The 16,927-nt window shown below is 73.0% G+C and carries 15 protein-coding genes and 1 riboswitch; of the genes, 9 read left to right on the plus strand and 6 right to left on the minus strand.

Annotation, left to right across the window (positions count from 1 at the left end):
* Positions 1-26 precede the first annotated feature (26 nt).
* The 3 genes from ACIRD8_RS31165 to abc-f all read right to left on the minus strand — a co-directional run bounded on the left by ACIRD8_RS31165 (position 27) and on the right by abc-f (position 3,153).
* Positions 27-818, minus strand: coding sequence for an enoyl-CoA hydratase/isomerase family protein (locus ACIRD8_RS31165; RefSeq protein ID WP_403998918.1), 792 nt, complete (start codon positions 816-818; stop codon positions 27-29).
* A gap of 156 nt (positions 819-974) precedes the next feature.
* A complete protein-coding gene (locus ACIRD8_RS31170; RefSeq protein WP_006123601.1) occupies positions 975-1,196 on the minus strand; it encodes a helix-turn-helix domain-containing protein in 222 nt (73 codons plus the stop codon).
* Between the two features lie 358 nt (positions 1,197-1,554).
* Positions 1,555-3,153: a ribosomal protection-like ABC-F family protein gene (abc-f, locus tag ACIRD8_RS31175; RefSeq protein WP_403998921.1), complete on the minus strand. Its 1,599-nt coding sequence runs from the start codon at positions 3,151-3,153 to the stop codon at positions 1,555-1,557.
* Between the two features lie 251 nt (positions 3,154-3,404).
* Between abc-f and ACIRD8_RS31180 the strand changes: the two genes are divergently transcribed.
* Positions 3,405-4,292 (plus strand): neutral zinc metallopeptidase, encoded by an 888-nt coding sequence (locus ACIRD8_RS31180; RefSeq protein WP_403998924.1) that lies wholly within the window; start codon positions 3,405-3,407, stop codon positions 4,290-4,292.
* Between the two features lie 99 nt (positions 4,293-4,391).
* Positions 4,392-4,799 carry a VOC family protein gene (locus tag ACIRD8_RS31185; protein ID WP_403998927.1) on the plus strand — a complete coding sequence of 136 codons (408 nt, stop codon included), beginning with the start codon at positions 4,392-4,394 and terminating at the stop codon, positions 4,797-4,799.
* A gap of 43 nt (positions 4,800-4,842) precedes the next feature.
* On the opposite strand, the gene ACIRD8_RS31190 is transcribed toward ACIRD8_RS31185, so the two are convergent.
* The 3 genes from ACIRD8_RS31190 to ACIRD8_RS31200 all read right to left on the minus strand — a co-directional run bounded on the left by ACIRD8_RS31190 (position 4,843) and on the right by ACIRD8_RS31200 (position 8,193).
* On the minus strand, positions 4,843-6,141 hold the full coding sequence (locus ACIRD8_RS31190) for a hypothetical protein (RefSeq protein ID WP_403999138.1): 1,299 nt from the start codon (positions 6,139-6,141) through the stop codon (positions 4,843-4,845).
* 185 nt (positions 6,142-6,326) lie between these two features.
* Complete coding sequence (locus ACIRD8_RS31195; protein WP_403998930.1) at positions 6,327-7,466, minus strand: alpha/beta hydrolase; 1,140 nt, start codon at positions 7,464-7,466, stop codon at positions 6,327-6,329.
* A 67-nt stretch (positions 7,467-7,533) separates the two neighbouring features.
* Complete coding sequence (locus ACIRD8_RS31200; protein WP_403998933.1) at positions 7,534-8,193, minus strand: class II aldolase/adducin family protein; 660 nt, start codon at positions 8,191-8,193, stop codon at positions 7,534-7,536.
* Between the two features lie 261 nt (positions 8,194-8,454).
* Between ACIRD8_RS31200 and ACIRD8_RS31205 the strand changes: the two genes are divergently transcribed.
* The 7 genes from ACIRD8_RS31205 to ACIRD8_RS31235 all read left to right on the plus strand — a co-directional run bounded on the left by ACIRD8_RS31205 (position 8,455) and on the right by ACIRD8_RS31235 (position 16,893).
* Positions 8,455-9,705 (plus strand): anion permease, encoded by a 1,251-nt coding sequence (locus ACIRD8_RS31205; protein ID WP_403998936.1) that lies wholly within the window; start codon positions 8,455-8,457, stop codon positions 9,703-9,705.
* Between the two features lie 12 nt (positions 9,706-9,717).
* Positions 9,718-9,939: a hypothetical protein gene (locus ACIRD8_RS31210; RefSeq protein WP_403998940.1), complete on the plus strand. Its 222-nt coding sequence runs from the start codon at positions 9,718-9,720 to the stop codon at positions 9,937-9,939.
* A gap of 175 nt (positions 9,940-10,114) precedes the next feature.
* Positions 10,115-10,244, plus strand: a riboswitch (cobalamin riboswitch).
* 128 nt (positions 10,245-10,372) lie between these two features.
* The gene (locus tag ACIRD8_RS31215; RefSeq protein ID WP_403998943.1) at positions 10,373-11,317 is read left to right on the plus strand and encodes a cobalamin biosynthesis protein; all 945 of its coding nucleotides are present in this window, start codon (positions 10,373-10,375) and stop codon (positions 11,315-11,317) included.
* The gene (locus ACIRD8_RS31220; protein WP_403998946.1) at positions 11,314-12,912 is read left to right on the plus strand and encodes a cobyric acid synthase; all 1,599 of its coding nucleotides are present in this window, start codon (positions 11,314-11,316) and stop codon (positions 12,910-12,912) included. Before ACIRD8_RS31215 ends, ACIRD8_RS31220 begins: the two co-directional genes overlap by 4 nt.
* Positions 12,909-14,954, plus strand: coding sequence for a putative cobaltochelatase (locus ACIRD8_RS31225; protein ID WP_403998949.1), 2,046 nt, complete (start codon positions 12,909-12,911; stop codon positions 14,952-14,954). Before ACIRD8_RS31220 ends, ACIRD8_RS31225 begins: the two co-directional genes overlap by 4 nt.
* On the plus strand, positions 14,954-15,553 hold the full coding sequence (gene cobO, locus ACIRD8_RS31230; protein WP_147962028.1) for a cob(I)yrinic acid a,c-diamide adenosyltransferase: 600 nt from the start codon (positions 14,954-14,956) through the stop codon (positions 15,551-15,553). The genes ACIRD8_RS31225 and cobO overlap by 1 nt, the downstream gene beginning before the upstream one ends.
* Complete coding sequence (locus tag ACIRD8_RS31235) at positions 15,547-16,893, plus strand: cobyrinate a,c-diamide synthase (RefSeq protein ID WP_403998953.1); 1,347 nt, start codon at positions 15,547-15,549, stop codon at positions 16,891-16,893. Before cobO ends, ACIRD8_RS31235 begins: the two co-directional genes overlap by 7 nt.
* Positions 16,894-16,927: the final 34 nt, after the last annotated feature.

The following is a 16,927-nucleotide window of genomic DNA, read 5'->3' on the forward strand; positions in this document are numbered from 1 at the left end:
GTGGGGTGTGCCGGACGTGCGGTGGTTCAGTCGGCGAGGCCCGCGAGGTCGCGCAGTCGGCGGCCCTGGGCGGCCCGCTCGGCGGTGCGCTGCTCCTCGTACGTACGCGAGACGGCGCCGCTGAGCAGCGCCTTGGTCTCGACGACGGCGTCGCGCGGGGCCGCGAGCAGGGCCGCTGCCAGGTCGAGTCCTGCCGCGTCGAGCTGGTCGGCGGGGACCACGAGGTTGGCGAGGCCGGTGCGCTCGGCCTCCTCGGCGTGCACGAAGCGGCCGGTGGCGCAGATCTCGAGCGCGCGGGCGTACCCCACGAGGTTCACCAGGGGGTGGGTGCCCGTGAGGTCGGGGACGAGACCGAGGCTGGTCTCGCGCATGGCGAACTGCACGTCCTCGGCGACGATCCGCAGATCGCAGGCGAGGGCGAGCTGGAAGCCGGCACCGATCGCGTGCCCCTGGACGGCCGCGATCGACACGATGTCGTTGCGGCGCCACCAGGTGAAGGCCTCCTGGTACTCGGCGATGGTCGCGTCGAGCTCGGCCTCCGGGCCGCGCGCCATGTCGAGGAAGGACGGCTCGCCGTCGAATCCCTCGGGTGCGAACGCCTGCCGGTCGAGGCCGGCGGAGAAGGACTTGCCTTCGCCACGCAGCACGACGACCCGCACGCTGCCGGGGAGCAACCGTCCGGCCTCTGTCAACGCCCGCCACAGAGCGGGAGACTGAGCGTTGCGCTTGGCCGGGTTGGTGAGCGTCACCGTGGCAACCGCGTCATCGACGGTGAGCCGTACGCCGTCCTTGTCGAGCACAGAGTCGAGCGAGGTCATGAAGCGCCTCCGGATCGGGTGCAGTCAGCACTTACTGGCAAGTAACTGTACTGAACAGTAACCACCCGGACGACCCTATGGTCGGCCGGGTGGCCACCCAGTGTTCCGGTGAGCCCCGGGAGCCGGCCTCGGCCGGTCCCCGACCGCCGCCCGCCGTCAGGCCGAAGCGGCCTTCTTGCCTCGAGTCGCTCCGCCGCGTCCCCGCAGCGTGACTCCGGACTCGCTGAGCATCCGGTGGACGAATCCGTAGGAGCGGCCCGTTTCCTCGGCCAGCGCCCGGATGCTCGCACCGGAGTCGTACTTCTTCTTCAGGTCTGCCGCGAGCTTGTCGCGCGCGGCGCCGGTAACCCGGCTGCCCTTCTTCAGAGTCTCGGCCACCCGTGCCTCCTCAAGGAAGTGCGCTCTGGACTCTCATGATCACCCCTCCTGGGCTTCCTGGCCACCCATTCGGCAAGGTCCGTACGACAGGATTCCGCGTCCGGAAGCGGCCGAACACAAGCGGAATCAGGCATTCCTGGGGGTCTCGGGGCCTTGCGGGGCGGGCTCCGGAAAAAACGGCCAGGTCAGGGCCGTACGAGGTGGAGTGGCTGGAAATGAGTGCGCCCGGCAGCTATCTGCCGGGCGCCGCGCCGGGGTACGAGACCTGCTCACCCAGATGATGGATCACCGATGGGCCGAATGATCCAGACGCGTTGGATCACCGGGCCCCGCACCGGTTCCGGGAGCCCCGAAGGGGTCAGGCGAGGGCGACCAGGTCGCGGTAGTCCGCGCCCCAGAGGTCCTCGACCCCGTCGGGCAGCAGGATGATCCGCTCCGGCTGGAGCGCCTCGACGGCGCCCTCGTCGTGGGTGACGAGGACGACGGCGCCCTTGTAGGTGCGCAGGGCCCCGAGGATCTCCTCGCGGCTGGCCGGGTCGAGGTTGTTCGTGGGCTCGTCGAGCAGCAGCACGTTGGCGGAGGAGACGACGAGCGTCGCCAGGGCGAGCCGGGTCTTCTCCCCGCCGGAGAGAACTCCGGCGGGCTTGTCCACGTCGTCACCGGAGAAGAGGAAGGAACCGAGCGTCTTGCGGACCTCGACGAGATCGAGGTCGGGCGCCGCGGAGCGCATGTTCTCCAGGACGGTGCGCTCGGGGTCCAGGGTCTCGTGCTCCTGGGCGTAGTAGCCGAGCTTGAGGCCGTGGCCCTCGATGATCTGACCGGTGTCGGCCTTCTCCGCGCCGCCGAGGAGCCGCAGCAGCGTGGTCTTGCCCGCGCCGTTGAGGCCGAGGATGACGACGCGTGAGCCCTTGTCGATCGCGAGGTCCACGTCGGTGAAGATCTCCAGCGACCCGTAGGACTTGGAGAGGCCCTCGGCCATCAGCGGGGTCTTGCCGCACGGGGACGGCTCGGGGAAGCGCAGCTTCGCCACCTTGTCGGAGACCCGCACCGCCTCCAGCCCCGAGAGCAGGCGCTCGGCGCGCTTGGCCATGTTCTGCGCGGCGACGGTCTTGGTCGCCTTGGCACGCATCTTGTCGGCCTGGGAGTTCAGGGACGCGGCCTTCTTCTCGGCGTTCTGACGCTCGCGCTTGCGGCGCTTCTCGTCGGCCTCGCGCTGCTGCTGGTAGAGCTTCCAGCCCATGTTGTAGATGTCGATCTGCGCACGGTTGGCGTCGAGGTAGAAGACCTTGTTGACCACCGTCTCGACGAGCTCGACATCGTGGGAGATCACGATGAAGCCGCCGCGGTAGGTCTTGAGGTAGTCGCGCAGCCAGACGATCGAGTCCGCGTCGAGGTGGTTGGTGGGCTCGTCGAGCAGCAGGGTGTCGGCGTCCGAGAACAGGATGCGGGCGAGCTCGACACGGCGGCGCTGACCGCCGGAGAGGGTGTGCAGGGGCTGGCCGAGCACCCGGTCGGGCAGGCTGAGCGCGGCGGCGATGGTGGCGGCCTCGGCCTCGGCGGCGTATCCGCCCTTGGTGAGGAACTCCGTCTCCAGGCGCTCGTACTTCTTCATCGCCTTCTCGCGGGTGGCGCCCTGGCCGGTCGCCATCCGCTGCTCGTTCTCCCGCATCTTGCGCAGGATCTCGTCGAGCCCGCGGGCCGAGAGGATGCGGTCGCGGGCCAGGACGTCGAGGTCGCCGGTGCGCGGGTCCTGCGGGAGGTAGCCGACCTCGCCGCTGTTGGTGATGGTGCCGCCGGCCGGCGTCCCCTCACCCGCCAGGCACTTGGTGAGGGTGGTCTTGCCCGCGCCGTTGCGGCCGACCAGGCCGATGCGGTCGCCCTTGGCGATGCGGAAGGAGGCGGACTCGATGAGGATGCGGGCGCCGGCGCGCAGCTCGATGCCGGAGGCGGTGATCACGGAAATACTCCAGGGCGGTATGGACGGCGGAGGGACAGCGGGCTCACGACTCGACGCCGTCTAATGCACAAGGAGAATTGCCATGGGACTCAGTCTACTGGCGGTGTCCACCTGCTTTTCCGCATGCTCCCGGCCCGTCACCGGGTCACTGCGGTACGTCACATACGCGGGCGTACCGCACCGAACTGTCCGATACTCGGCGCAGGACGGCACACGGGCCGTGAGGCGGCCGGAGCAGAGGGTGGTGGCGCATGCAGTTCGACGACGACGCCGGTCTGGACACGTCCGAGGTCCAGGACGTGCGTGGCAGCCGGATCCCCGGCGGCCGGGCCACCATGGGCGGCGGCATCGTCGGTCTCATCGCGCTGGTCCTCGGCCTCTTCTTCGGTGTGGGTCCGGAGCAGCTCGGCCTCTCCTCGGGCGATCCGGAGCCCGCGGCCACGGCGTCGTCGGCCGCCCAGGTCGAGCAGAGCTGCCGTACCGGCGACGACGCGAACACGAAGGACGACTGCCGCACGGTGGCGGTGGTCAACAGCGTGCAGGACTACTGGGGCCAGGAGTTCGCGCGCGGCGGTCAGACGTACACACCGGCGCGGACGGTCCTGTTCAGCGACCGGATCGGCACCGCCTGCGGCACGGCCACCTCGGCGGTGGGCCCCTTCTACTGCCCCGGTGACCAGCAGGTCTATCTGGACCTGGGGTTCTTCGACGAGCTGCGGACGACGTACGGGTCGAGCGGCGGACCGTTCGCCGAGGCGTACGTGGTGGCGCACGAGTACGGCCACCATGTGCAGAACCAGCTGGGCACCCTGAGCAGGGCGCAGGACGGCCGGCAGGGCGCGGACAGCAATTCGGTGAAGGTCGAGCTGCAGGCGGACTGCTTCGCCGGGGTCTGGGCGAACCACGCGACGACCACTCCGGCCGAGTCGGGGCGCCCCCTGATCACGGAGCTGACCGAGGCGGACATCCAGGACGGCCTCGACGCGGCGGCCGCGGTGGGCGACGACCGGATCCAGGAGAAGTTCCAGGGGAGCGTGAATCCGGAGTCCTGGACGCACGGCTCCTCCGCACAGCGCCGCCAGTGGTTCACCACGGGATTCCGCACCGGGGACCCGAGCCGCTGCAACACCTTCGGCTGACGTCGTCGGTGGCGGCCTGTGGCGTCGTCGGTGGCGTTGTCAGTGGCCGGTGCGAGACTGAGACACAGATCACATCGGAGAGCTGGAGAGGTGAGCTTGATGGCAGGCACGGCCGGTGTTCCCACGATCTTCCCGACGCTTCTGTACGACGACGCGAAGGCCGCGATCGGAGTGCTGACCCAGGCCCTGGGGTTCACGCAGGAGGCGGTGTACGAGGGCGAGGACGGCAGTGTGCTCCATGCCGAGCTGTCCTGCGGCAACGGCCGGGTGATGCTCGGCTCCAAGGGGGGCGGGGGCGTCTTCGCCAAGGCGATGGCCGGCGCCGGGCCCGCCGGGGTGTACGTGGTCGTGGACGACGTGGACGCCCACCACGCGCGGGCCGTGGAGCAGGGAGTGGAGATCCTGATGCCGCCGACCGACCAGGACTACGGCTCGCGCGACTACATGGCGCGGGACGCGGAGGGCAACGTCTGGAGCTTCGGGACGTACGCCCCGGGGGCCTCCTGATCCACGGACCGGCTCCCCCGGGGGACGCACGCGCCCGCCGCGGTCACAGCCCGCCGGTGTGCACCTGGAAGGCGGCGCGGCGTACGGCTTTGGCGAGGGCCGGGTCGGGGTGTGCGGCGGCCAGGGCGACCAGCACCTGGACGGTCCTGGGGTGTCCGACGGCCCGCACCTCGTCCAGGAGCGCGGGGACCGTGCCCTGGACGGCGGAGTCGAGATGGCGGACCAGCAGCCCGGTCTCTCCGTGGTCGGCGACGGCCGCGGCCGTGTCGACCCAGAGCCAGGTGGCTTCCTCACGGCTGAGGACGTCCTGGGCGTCGTCAGGGTCGGTGCCCTCGTACTCGGCGAGCCAGAGCAGTGCGTAGGGGCGCAGCGGCGCCTCGGTGACGACGGAGCGGACGACGGGCTCGGCGGGGGCGCCGACGACGCGCAGCGCCTCGAAGGCGAGACCGCGCAGCAGGGCGTCCTCGCCCCGGGCGACGGCCAGGAGTTCGGCGACGGCGCTGCCGACGGGCCGGGCGGCGAGCCAGGCCCGGTATTCGGCGCGGGCCGGCCCCGGGGTGAGCCGGGCGCAGCCGAGCAGCATGTCGGCAGCGGACTGCTCGATGTTGCCGGCCGGGCTCTGGGCGGCGACGCAGATCTGCTCCAGCTTGACCCAGACCGCCCAGTTGCCCAGGGGGGTGAGGGTGGCGTGACCGGCGCCAAGGGTGAGGGCGCCGACGGAGGCGAGGCCCTCCAGGGCCCAGTCGAGCAGCAGCGCGTTCAGCTCGGCGGACCCTTTGCCCGCGGGCACGGGCTGCTCCTGCGGCCCGTACGGCACCTCGCACCGCTCCTCGTGGAGTTCCGCGACGCGCTGGCCCAGGAGGTCGAGGAGGGCGGGCACGGTGACGGCGCCCGCGGAGAGCTGGAGGAGGGAGAGCACCTGGGGCACGGCCTCGACGGCTTCGGCCACGGCGGTGGCCTCGATGCCTTCGGGTGAGGCGTGGACCAGCGACCAGGCGTCGAAGAGCGCCACCCAGCCGCGGAGCACGGCGGAGTCGTCGCGGTCCCAGGCCCGCAGCCGCCAGCCGGGGCGGGCGGTGTCCCCGTGCAGCTCGATGAGCCCGGCCAGCCTGGCCCGGTCCCAGCCGGTGCGGACCTGGGCCGGGGACAGCTCCAGCGCGGCGGCGGCCCGTTCCAGGGCCTGGGCTGCGAGCGGGGCGGAGCCCGTGCGGGTGCCGTCCGCGGCCCAGTGGGCGATCCGTACGGCGTCGGCCAGTACGGCCCTGGCCTGGCGTGCCAGTTCCGCCGGGGGTGGTGTGCCCTCGGGTGGGCGGGGGGCCGGCCTGGTGCGCCGGGTCGTCACGGCCTTGCGGGCGGTCGCCTGGGGTCGAGGGCGGACAAGTCGCAGCCTGGAGTCGCGCGGGGTACGGGACGTCACGAGGAGCAGTCTTGCCTCTGACGGGCCGAAAGCCCAAACGGAAGCCGTGTCACCGGGGTTCGCGGGGCTTTCGGACCGGGGCACCAACCGGGTGGTTCCGGGCCATCAGCTCACATCAGGGGCGTGAGGAAGCGCCTGAGCACTTCCTCGTAACCCGCCGGGTCGGCATTCCACATCGCCGCATGCGGAGCCTCCGGTACCGGGTGCAGTGTCACCAGGTCGGGACGGCGGGCGGCAAGCTCCTGGGACGGCTGCCAGGGGGCCAGGGTGTCGTCGGGGCCGTGGACGACGAGCGTGGGGGCGTGCAGGGCGGTCGGCACCGAGGTGTCCAGGAGCGGGGCGCCGTGCAGCCCGGTCTGGCCCTGGGCGGCCCGGACGGTGAGGGGCAGCAGCGCGGAGGGGACGCCGCGGGCGGAGGCGAGGGCGCGCAGGGTGGTCTTCCAGTCCAGGACCGGGGAGTCGAGGACGAGACCGCTGATGCGGTCGCGGAGGGCTGAGTTGACGGCCGCGTGCAGGGCCATCGAGGCGCCGGACGACCAGCCGTACAGGATGACGTTCTCGGCGCCGTAGCGCACGGCGTAGCGGATGGCCGCGTCGAGGTCGCGCCATTCGGACTCGCCGAGGTGGGCGAGTCCGTCCGGGGAGCGCGGGGCGCCCGGGTCGCCGCGGTAGGCCAGGTCGAGCACGGGGAACTGCTGGGCGTGGAGAAATCCCATCACGTTCAGGGGGTGGTCCCGGGTGGTGCCGAGGCCGTGCACCGTGATCACCCAGGTGTCCCGGGCGGCGGGCACGAACCAGGCCGGCAGGATGCCGAGTTCCCCGGGGACCCCGACCTCCTTGTACGCGAGGCCCAGGGCGGCGAGCGGGTCGCCGCGGTGGAGCTCCGGGGTGAGGCGGACCCGGGTGCCCGGCTTCAGGCTTCCGAGGGTCACGCGCTCCAGCCGGCGTACGACGGTGTCGGGGGAGATCACGGAATGGCCGGGCACCTGTTCGATCACCGGGCCGGCCACCGCGTGGACGCCCCGGCCGGCCAGTCCGTACGTGCCGGGGCGCAGCGCGGAGAAGGAGCGGGTCAGGGTGATCTGTCCGGCCGCGGTGGCGTGCACGGTGAGACGGCGGTCGGCCGGGAAGGGCCGTGGCGAGGGCGCCCCGAGGGCGGCATCGCTGGCGTAGCGGCCGGCGGCGACCGCTGCCGCGCCGACGCCGAGGATCGATGTGGCGGCCACTGCCGCCGCTGTTGCCGGGCGCACGGCTCCAGTGTCCTGGGCGGGGGCTCCGGATGCCAGTGGGCAGCGGCCGTACGATGCGGCGCCCGGCTCAGCCGGGCTGGCCGTACCCCTTCAGGGCGTCCTGCACGTCATCGAGCTGGGCGGGGGTGAGGAGGCTCGGCCGGAGGCCGGGTACGGAGCTCGCGGTGAGCCAGAGTCTGCACATCCATTCGAGCTGGGCGGTGCGGTCGTAGGCCTCGTCGAGGGTGTCCCCGTAGGTGACGGTGCCGTGGTTCCTCAGCAGGCAGCCGGTGCGGTCGCGCAGGGCGTCCAGCATGGTGTCGGCGAGCTCCTGCGTCCCGTAGCGGGCGTAGGCGGCGGTGCGGACGGGGCCGCCGAGCAGGGCGGCGGCGTAGTGGACGAGCGGGACCTCGTCGACGAGGGTGGAGACGGCCGTGGCGTGCACGGCGTGGGTGTGGACGACGGCCCCGGCGTCGCTGCCCCGGTAGACGGCCAGGTGGAGCGGGAGTTCGCTGGTGGGGACCAGGTCGCCGAGGACCTGTCGGCCTTCGAGGTCGACGCCGACCGCGTCCCCGGGGCCCAGCCGGTCGTAGGGCACCCCGCTGGGGGTGACCAGGACGGTCCCTCCGACCCGGGCCGAGACGTTGCCCGAGGTGCCGACGACCAGGCCGTCCGCCGCCGTCCGCCGGGCGGTCGCGACGACACCGCCCCAGGCCCGTTCGATCGCGTCCGTACGCACGTCACTCATGCGGGGATCCTAGGGTCAGGGACCGACGGGCCGGGTGACCGATGTCTCCTCGGAGGGTGCGCCGGGCACGAGTTCGAGGGGCGTCGCGGGGCGGGGGCCGGGCCCAGCCCGGCGCGGGGGACGCCCGGCCACGCATCACGCACACAAGCGGAACCGGCGTACGCGGTTGGGGTCACCGTGCCGCCCTGCCCAGTTCATCTTCCGTTCACCCTGGTTGCTTACGTTCCACGTGCCAATGACGTCGAACGATTGCCTGGGTAAATGGAACACATCACGCTGCTGCTTGCGATCGTGATCGTGACAGCTCTCGTGTTCGATTTCACGAACGGTTTCCACGACACCGCCAACGCGATGGCCACCACCATCTCGACCGGCGCTCTCAAGCCCAAGACAGCGGTGGCCATGTCCGCCGTTCTCAACCTCGTCGGCGCGTTCCTGTCGGTGGAGGTCGCCAAGACGATCTCCGGCGGGATCATCAACGAGAACGGCCTCAGAACCGAGGTCATCTTCGCGGCGCTCGTCGGCGCGATCCTGTGGAATCTGCTGACCTGGCTGGTCGGCCTCCCCTCCAGTTCCTCCCACGCACTCTTCGGCGGCCTCATCGGCGCCGCGGTCATGTCGGCCGGCTGGTCCTCGATCAACGGCGGCACCGTCGTCACGAAGGTCCTGCTGCCGGCCGTCGCCGCGCCGGTCGTGGCCGGCATCGCCGCGCTCCTGGCCACGAAGCTGACGTACCGCCTCAACCGGAAGATCACCGACGAGGCCCAGCTGAAGTCGACCGCCAAGGGCTACCGCGCCGGCCAGATCGCCTCGGCCGGGCTCGTCTCGCTCGCCCACGGCACCAACGACGCGCAGAAGACCATGGGCATCATCACCCTGGCCCTGGTCACCGGCGGCGTGCTCTCCCCCGGTTCCAACCCGCCGGTCTGGGTCATCGCCTCCGCCGGTATCGCCATCGCGATGGGCACCTACCTCGGCGGCTGGCGCATCATCCGCACCATGGGCAGCGGCCTCACCGAACTGCGTCCGCCGCAGGGCTTCGCGGCCCAGACCAGTGCGGCCACGGTCATCCTGGCCTCCTCGCACCTCGGCTTCTCCCTCTCCACCACGCAGTCCTGCTCCGGCGCCGTCATGGGCGCGGGCCTCGGACGCAAGGGGGGCGTGGTCCGCTGGTCCACCGCCACCCGGATGTTCGTCGCCTGGGGTCTGACCCTGCCGGCGGCCGGACTGGTCGGCGCGGGGGCCGAGTTCCTGACCAAGCAGGGGCCCTGGGGCGTCGCGGTGGTCGCCGTGCTGCTCGTGGCGGGCTCCGGCGCCATCTGGCTGCTGTCGCGCCGCAAGCCGGTCGACCACACCAACGTGAACGCGGACACCGAGCCCGCGGGTGTCGTCACCACCGCCATCTCGGCGGTCAGCCCGCCGCCCGCCGGTGCCGTCGTACCGGAACTCAAGACCACCATCCCGGCCCCGGCTCCGACGGCCGGAACCCCGGCCGATCCAGCCACGGTGTAAGGACGCATCCGCATGAACATCGACTGGGCAGCTCTCGCCTCCGTCTTCGGCGTCAGCCTCGTGGTCACCGTCGCACTGGTCGGCCTCTTCACCCTCGGCGTCACGGGCCTGGCCAAGCAGGCCTCGACGGCGCAGGGCGGCGGTTCCACCGGCCTGGCGCGCACCGGCGCGTACGCCTGCTTCGGGCTGTGCGCGGCGGCGGTCGCGTACGGGATCTATCTGATCGTCGCCTGACACCCCCTCGGGCACCCTCACCGGCCGGACACACCCCGTGTGTGTCCGGCCGATGTGCGTCTCAGCACACTGAAGGCTCGCAGGTCAACGGCAGGTTGACTGGCGTTCGCGGGGCATGGTGGACTGCCGGAGCCATTGAGGCCGACCGGATGCCGGCCGGCCTTACGGCGACAGGAGAGGAAGCCGGTGCGAATCCGGCGCGGTCCCGCCACTGTCACCGGGGAGCAGCCTCCACACGGAAGTCACGGTCCGCCACCGCGGACTGGAAGGCCGGAGGAACTGCGGATCCGGAAGCCAGGAGACTCTCGTCGCCGGTCACGTCGAACCAGGGCGCGGACCCTGAGTGAGGACATACGCCATGTCGGGCTGCCCTGCGTCGGTCGCCGAACCACCTGTCACCGAGGCCCTTCGAGGCGCGACGGCCGGCTGAGTCGTGCGAGCCGACCGCATCTTCGCGTACGGCGCCGCCGCCGGCCTGATCGGTGACCTGCTGCTCGGTGATCCCCGCCGGGGCCACCCCGTCGCCGCCTTCGGGCGTGCGGCGGCGGCCGTCGAGAGCCGGCTGTGGCGCGACCACCGCGGCCGGGGCGCCCTGCACACGCTCGTCTGCGCCGGGGGCGCCACGGGTGCCGCCGCGCTGGCGGCCCGTGCCGTACGGAACCGTCCCGCCGCCGCGGTGGCGCTGACCGCCGCCGCCACCTGGTCCGTCGTGGGGGGCACCTCGCTGGGCCGGGAGGCCCGTGCCATCGGCGGGGCGCTGGCCGCCGGGGACGTCGAACTGGCCCGGGAGCGGCTGCCGCACCTGTGCGGCCGCGATCCGCAGTCGCTGGACGGGCAGCAGATCGCCCGCGCCGTGGTGGAGTCCGTCGCCGAGAACACTTCCGACGCCGTCGTGGGCGCCCTCGTGTGGGGAGCGCTCGGCGGAGTGCCCGGGCTGGTCGGCTTCCGGGCCGTCAACACCCTGGACGCCATGGTCGGGCACAAGTCGCCCCGCCACCGGCGCTACGGCTGGGCGTCGGCCCGGCTCGACGACGTCGCCGGCTGGCCCGGGGCCCGGCTCACCGCCGTGCTGGCCGTGGCCGCCGGGGGACGCCCCCGCGAGGCCGTACGGGCCTGGCGGGCCGACGCGGGCCGGCATCCCAGCCCCAACGCGGGCCCGGTGGAGGCCTCGTTCGCGGGGGCGCTGGGCGTACGGCTCGGCGGCACCCTCGCGTACGGCGGGCGGGTCGAGCACCGCCCGGTGCTCAACGGCGGGGCGGGCAGGGACGTGCGGACCACGGACATCGAACGCGCGGTGCGGCTGTCGCGCCGGGTGAGTGTGCTGGCCCTCGCCGTGTGCGCGGCGGGGCGGCTGGCCATGGGACGGAGAACCACATGAGCGGCGGGCTGCTGGTCGCGGGGACCACGTCGGACGCGGGCAAGAGCGTCGTCACGGCCGGGATCTGCCGGTGGCTGGTGCGCCGGGGCGTGAAGGTCGCGCCGTTCAAGGCGCAGAACATGTCGCTGAACTCGTTCGTCACCCGGGAGGGGGCGGAGATCGGCCGCGCCCAGGCGATGCAGGCGCAGGCCGCCCGGGTGGAGCCGTCGGCGCTGATGAACCCGGTGCTGCTCAAGCCCGGAAGTGACCGGTCGAGCCAGGTCGTCCTGATGGGCAAGCCGGTCGGCGAGATGAGTGCGCGCGGCTACCACGGCGGGCGCCAGGAGGCGCTGCTGGGAACGGTCACGGACTGTCTGGAACAGCTGAGGGACACGTACGACGCGGTGATCTGCGAGGGGGCGGGCAGCCCCGCCGAGATCAATCTGCGGCGCACGGACATCGTGAACATGGGTATCGCGCGGGCCGCGCGCTTCCCCGTGCTGGTGGTCGGCGACATCGACCGGGGCGGTGTGTTCGCCTCGTTCTTCGGCACGACGGCGCTGCTGAGCCCCGAGGACCAGTCGCTGGTCGCCGGATACCTCGTCAACAAGTTCCGCGGGGACGTCTCGCTGCTGGAGCCGGGGCTCGACATGCTGCTGGGGCTCACGGGGCGGCGGACGTACGGGGTGCTGCCGTACGCCCACGGTCTTGGCATCGACGAGGAGGACGGGCTGCGGGTGTCGATGCGCGGCACCGTACGGGAGTCGGTGGTGGCGCCGCCGCACGGCGAGGACGTGCTGCGGATCGCGGTGTGCGCGGTGCCGCTGATGTCGAACTTCACCGATGTCGACGCGCTGGCGGCCGAGCCGGGCGTGGTCGTGCGGTTCGTGGACCGGGCGGAGGAGCTCGTCGACGCGGACCTCGTGATCGTGCCGGGGACGCGGGGAACCGTGAAGGCGCTGGCGTGGCTGCGCGAGCGGGGACTCGCCGAGGCGCTGCGGCGGCGGGCCGCCGAGGGGCGTCCGGTGCTGGGGATCTGCGGCGGGTTCCAGGTGCTGGGCGAGCGCATCGAGGACGACGTGGAGTCGCGGGCCGGTCTGGTCGAGGGGCTCGGACTCCTTCCGGTGCGGGTCCGGTTCGGCCGGGAGAAGGTCCTGGGGCGGCCCGTCGGGTCGGCGCTCGGGGAGCCGGTGGAGGGGTACGAGATCCATCACGGGGTCGCCGAGGTGGGCGGCGGCGAACCGTTCCTCGACGGGTGCCGGGTGGGCTCGGTCTGGGGGACGCACTGGCACGGGTCGCTGGAGAGCGACGGGTTCCGGCGGGCGTTCCTGGGCGAGGTCGCGCGGGCCTCGGGGCGGCGGTTCACCGCGGCGCCGGACACGAGCTTCGGGGCGCTGCGGGAGGAACAGCTGGACCGGCTGGGGGATCTGATCGAGGAGCACGCGGACACGGATGCGCTGTGGCGGCTCATCGAGACCGGTGCGCCGGCGGGGCTGCCGTTCATTCCGCCGGGGGCGCCGCCCGCGCCCGCCCCGGCCCCCGGTCCTCGAACTCCCCCGAAGGCTGATGTGTTGCCCCGTACTGCTGATGTTTCTGCGAACGAGGAGGCCCTGTGAGTACGCCGTATCCCTTCACCGCCATCGTGGGGCAGGACGACCTGCGGCTCGGACTCCTGCTCAACGCGGTGAGTCCCGCCGTCGGCGGGGTCCTGGTCCGCGGCGAGAAGGGCACCGCCAAGTCCACCGCCGTACGGGCGCTCGCCGCCCTCATGCCGGAGGTCGAGGTCGTGGCGGGGTGCCGCTTCTCGTGCGCCCCGGCAGCGCCCGATCCGGCGTGTCCTGACGGCCCCCACGAGGCGGGTACGGGCGTGTCGCGTCCGGCGCGGACCGTGGAGCTTCCGGTCGGCGCGTCGGAGGACCGGCTGGTCGGCGCCCTCGACATCGAACGGGCGCTCTCGGAGGGCGTGAAGGCCTTCGAGCCGGGTCTGCTGGCCGACGCCCACCGCGGGATCCTGTACGTCGACGAGGTCAACCTCCTCCATGACCACCTGGTGGACCTGCTGCTCGACGCGGCGGCCATGGGCGCCTCGTACGTCGAGCGGGAGGGCGTCTCCGTCCGGCACGCGGCGCGCTTCCTGCTGGTCGGGACAATGAACCCGGAGGAGGGCGAGCTCCGGCCGCAGCTGCTGGACCGCTTCGGGCTGACCGTCGAGGTGGCGGCCTCGCGTGAGACGGACCTGCGCGTCGAGGTCGTACGGCGCAGGCTCGCCTACGACGACGACCCGGCCGGCTTCGCCGCGCGGTGGGCCGACGAGGAGGCCGCGCTGCGTGAGCGGATCGTCGCCGCGCGCGCCCTGCTGCCCCGTGTGGTGCTCGGCGACGGCGTGTTGCGGCAGATCGCGGCGACGTGCGCCGCGTTCGAGGTCGACGGGATGCGGGCCGACATCGTCATGGCCCGCACCGCGACGGCGCTGGCGGCGTGGGCGGGACGCGAGGAGGTCGTCGCGGACGACGTGCGGCAGGCCGCGCTCCTGGCGCTCCCCCACCGGCGCCGGCGCAACCCCTTCGACGCGCCCGGGCTGGACGAGGACAAGCTGGACGAGGCCCTTCAGGACGCGGCGGACGGCGAGGGCGACGACGATCCGGACCCGGACGGCCCGGGCGGCGGGGTGCCCCCGCAGGGTGGCGGCCCCGACGACGGCCCCGCCACGGACGGCCCGGACGACGGCGGTACGGACACGGGCGGCCCCGACGACGGCGGCGTCGACGCGCCGGGCCCGGAGGAGACCGGCACCGGCGGCGCGCCCGCGCCGGGCGGCGGTGAGCAGCAGCCCGTGCGGGCCGGCGAGCCGTTCCGTACGAAGATGCTCAGCGTGCCGGGTCTGGGCGAGGGCGCGGCGGGCCGGCGTTCCCGGGCGCGTACCGAGCACGGCCGGACCACCGGGTCCCGGCGGCCCGAGGGGGCGCTGACGAAGCTGCACCTGGCGGCGACCGTGCAGGCGGCGGCCCCGCACCAGCGGGCGCGCGGCCGGTCGGGCCGGGGTCTGGTCGTACGGCGTGACGATCTGCGGCAGGCCACGCGGGAGGGGCGCGAGGGCAATCTCGTGCTGTTCGTCGTGGACGCCTCGGGGTCGATGGCGGCCCGGCAGCGGATGAGCGCCGTGAAGGGCGCGGTGATGTCGCTGCTGCTGGACGCCTATCAGCGCCGGGACAAGGTGGGTCTGGTCACCTTCCGGGGCAAGGACGCCGAGGTGGCGCTGCCGCCCACCTCGTCGGTGGACGCGGCCGCCGCACGGCTGGAGACGCTGCCGACCGGCGGGCGCACCCCGCTGGCCGCCGGACTGCTGAAGGCGCACGACGTGCTGCGGGTGGAGCGGCTGCGTGATCCGTCGCGGCGGGCGCTGCTCGTCGTGGTGACGGACGGCCGGGCGACCGGCGGTGTCGATCCGGTGGCGCTGGCGGCGCGGGCCGGGCGGCTGCACGCCTCCGAGGGCACGGCGTCCGTCGTCGTGGACTGCGAGTCGGGGATCGTGCGCCTCGGTCTCGCCGCACAGCTCGCCCGGGATCTGGGGGGCAGCGCGGTCACGCTCGACGAGCTGCGCGCCGACTCGATCGCCGGGCTGGTCAAGGACATCACTGCTACGGGAAGGGCCGCTTGATGCCTCAGGGACAGCCGGTATCGGTACCGGACGACGGACTGACGACACGTCAGCGGCGCAACCGCCCGCTGCTGTTCGTCCACACGGGCATCGGGAAGGGCAAGTCGACGGCGGCCTTCGGGCTGGCGCTGCGGGCCTGGAACCAGGGCTGGCCGATCGGGGTGTTCCAGTTCGTGAAGTCGGCGAAGTGGAAGGTCGGCGAGGAGAACGCGCTGAAGGTGCTGGGCGCGAGCGGCGAGGGCGGCAGTGTCGACTGGCACAAGATGGGCGAGGGCTGGTCGTGGGTCCAGAGGGACAATCAGCTCGACAACGAGGAGAAGGCCCGCGAGGGCTGGGAGCAGGTCAAGCGCGACCTGGCGGCCGAGACGTACAAGCTGTACGTGCTCGACGAGTTCGCCTATCCGATGCACTGGGGCTGGATCGACACCGACGAGGTCGTCGAGGTGATGCGGGACCGTCCGGGCACCCAGCACGTGGTGATCACGGGGCGGAACGCCCCGCAGAAGCTGATCGAGGCCGCCGACCTGGTGACCGACATGTCGAAGGTCAAGCACCCGATGGACGCCGGCCAGAAGGGCCAGAGAGGCATCGAGTGGTGAGTGTTCCTCGTCTGGTGATCGCGGCGCCCGCCTCGGGCAGTGGCAAGACCACGGTCGCCACGGGCCTGATGGCGGCCTTCGCGGGGCGTGGCCTGGCGGTGTCCCCGCACAAGGTGGGGCCCGACTACATCGACCCGGGTTACCACGCGCTGGCGACCGGCCGCCCGGGGCGCAACCTGGACGCGTACATGTGCGGGCCCGAGCTGATCGCCCCGCTCTTCACGCACGGGGCGGGCGGCTGCGACCTGGCCGTCGTCGAAGGCGTGATGGGGCTGTACGACGGGGCCTCGGGGCAGGGTGAACTGGCCTCGACGGCCCAGGTGTCCAAGCTGCTGCGGGCGCCCGTGGTGCTGGTCGTCGACGCCTCCTCGCAGTCGCGTTCGGTCGCGGCCCTCGTGCACGGCTTCGCCTCCTGGGACCCGGAGGTGCGGATCGGCGGGGTGATCCTGAACAAGGTGGCCTCCGACCGCCATGAGGCGCTGCTGCGGGAGGCGCTCGACGAGTCGGGGCTGCCGGTGCTCGGGGTGCTGCGGCGGGCGCCGCAGGTGGCGACCCCCTCGCGCCACCTGGGGCTCGTCCCGGTCGCCGAGCGCCAGACCGACGCCCTCGACGCCGTACGGGCGATGGGTGAGCGCGTACGTGAGGGCTGCGATCTGGACGCCCTGCTGGCGCTGGCCCGTTCGGCGCCCGGGCTGTCCGACGAGGCGTGGGAGCCGGAGGCGTACCCCCAGGAGGGGACCCGGCCGGTGGTGGCCGTGGCGGGCGGCGCGGCGTTCACCTTCGCCTACGCCGAGCACGCCGAGCTGCTGACGGCGGCGGGCGCGGAGGTGGCCGTCTTCGACCCGCTGCACGACGAGAAGCTGCCCCCGGGCACGGCGGGGCTGGTCATCGGCGGCGGCTTCCCCGAGGTGTACGGGCCCGAACTCTCGGCGAACGAGCCGCTGCGCCGGGCGGTGACCGAGCTGGCCCTGTCGGGCGCCCCGGTGGCGGCGGAGTGCGCGGGGCTGCTGTATCTGGCCCGTGAGCTGGACGGGCGGCCGATGTGCGGGGTGCTGGACGCCTCGGCGCGGATGTCCGAGCGGCTGACGCTCGGCTACCGGCAGGCGGTCGCGGTCTCCGACAGCGTGCTGGCCGCGGCCGGGACCCGGCTGCGCGGGCACGAGTTCCACCGGACGGTGCTGGAGCCCGGGGCCGGTACGACGCCCGCCTGGGGGCTGCTCCAGCCGGAGCGGCGGGTGGAGGGCTTCGTACAGCGGGGCGTGCACGCCAGCTATCTGCACACGCACTGGGCGGCGGCGCCCGGGGTGGCCCGGCGTTTCGTGGAGCACTGCCGGGGATGAGAGCGCTGCTGAGAAGGGGAGCGCTGCTGGGGAC

It is taken from the genome of Streptomyces sp. NPDC102451, assembly GCF_044765485.1.
Lineage (GTDB): Bacteria > Actinomycetota > Actinomycetes > Streptomycetales > Streptomycetaceae > Streptomyces.

What these genes read in the sequence shown, in the direction of transcription:
- ACIRD8_RS31165 (WP_403998918.1), bottom strand. Translation starts at nt 818, where the DNA reads ATGACCTCGCTCGACTCTGTGCTCGACAAGGACGGCGTACGGCTCACC.
- ACIRD8_RS31180 (WP_403998924.1), top strand. Translation starts at nt 3,405, where the DNA reads ATGCAGTTCGACGACGACGCCGGTCTGGACACGTCCGAGGTCCAGGAC.
- ACIRD8_RS31185 (WP_403998927.1), top strand. Translation starts at nt 4,392, where the DNA reads ATGGCAGGCACGGCCGGTGTTCCCACGATCTTCCCGACGCTTCTGTAC.
- ACIRD8_RS31200 (WP_403998933.1), bottom strand. Translation starts at nt 8,193, where the DNA reads ATGAGTGACGTGCGTACGGACGCGATCGAACGGGCCTGGGGCGGTGTC.
- ACIRD8_RS31205 (WP_403998936.1), top strand. Translation starts at nt 8,455, where the DNA reads ATGGAACACATCACGCTGCTGCTTGCGATCGTGATCGTGACAGCTCTC.
- ACIRD8_RS31210 (WP_403998940.1), top strand. Translation starts at nt 9,718, where the DNA reads ATGAACATCGACTGGGCAGCTCTCGCCTCCGTCTTCGGCGTCAGCCTC.
- ACIRD8_RS31220 (WP_403998946.1), top strand. Translation starts at nt 11,314, where the DNA reads ATGAGCGGCGGGCTGCTGGTCGCGGGGACCACGTCGGACGCGGGCAAG.
- cobO (WP_147962028.1), top strand. Translation starts at nt 14,954, where the DNA reads ATGCCTCAGGGACAGCCGGTATCGGTACCGGACGACGGACTGACGACA.